At 37.4% G+C, this 604-nt stretch carries 1 protein-coding gene; it reads left to right on the top strand.

Going from position 1 to position 604, the window contains the following annotated elements; all coding sequences use genetic code 11:
• The coding region (locus IDG60_RS28360; RefSeq protein ID WP_206161147.1) for a GA module-containing protein at positions 1–604 on the top strand (604 nt) is incomplete at both ends.

The raw sequence follows: 604 nt of genomic DNA, 5'->3' as shown, positions 1-604 counted from the left end.
CTTACTTAAATAAAGATCATGGTACGAATAAAGATAAGCAAGCTGTTGAACAAGCAATTCAAAGTGTAACGTCTACTGAAAATGCTTTGAACGGTGACGCGAACTTACAACGCGCTAAAACTGAAGCAACACAAGCTATCGATAACTTGACACATTTGAATACACCACAAAAAACAGCATTAAAACAACAAGTGAACGCTGCGCAACGTGTATCAGGTGTAACTGATCTGAAAAATAGTGCTACATCACTTGATAATGCGATGGATCAATTAAAACAAGGAATTGCTGATCATGACACAATTGTTGCTGGTGGTAATTACACTAACGCAAGTCCTGATAAGCAAGGTGCTTATACTGATGCATATAATGCTGCGAAAAACATTGTAAATGGTTCACCTAATGTGATTACAAATGCAGCAGATGTTACTGCGGCAACACAACGTGTCAATAATGCTGAAACAAGTTTAAATGGTGATTCAAACTTAGCAACTGCGAAGCAACAAGCTAAAGATGCATTACGTCAAATGACACATTTATCTGATGCACAAAAACAAAGTATTACTGGTCAAATTGATAGCGCGACACAAGTAACTGGTGTACAAAG

The sequence above is a fragment of the Staphylococcus sp. EG-SA-2 genome (assembly GCF_017152085.1).
This window is presented reverse-complemented; position numbering and strand designations above follow the sequence as displayed.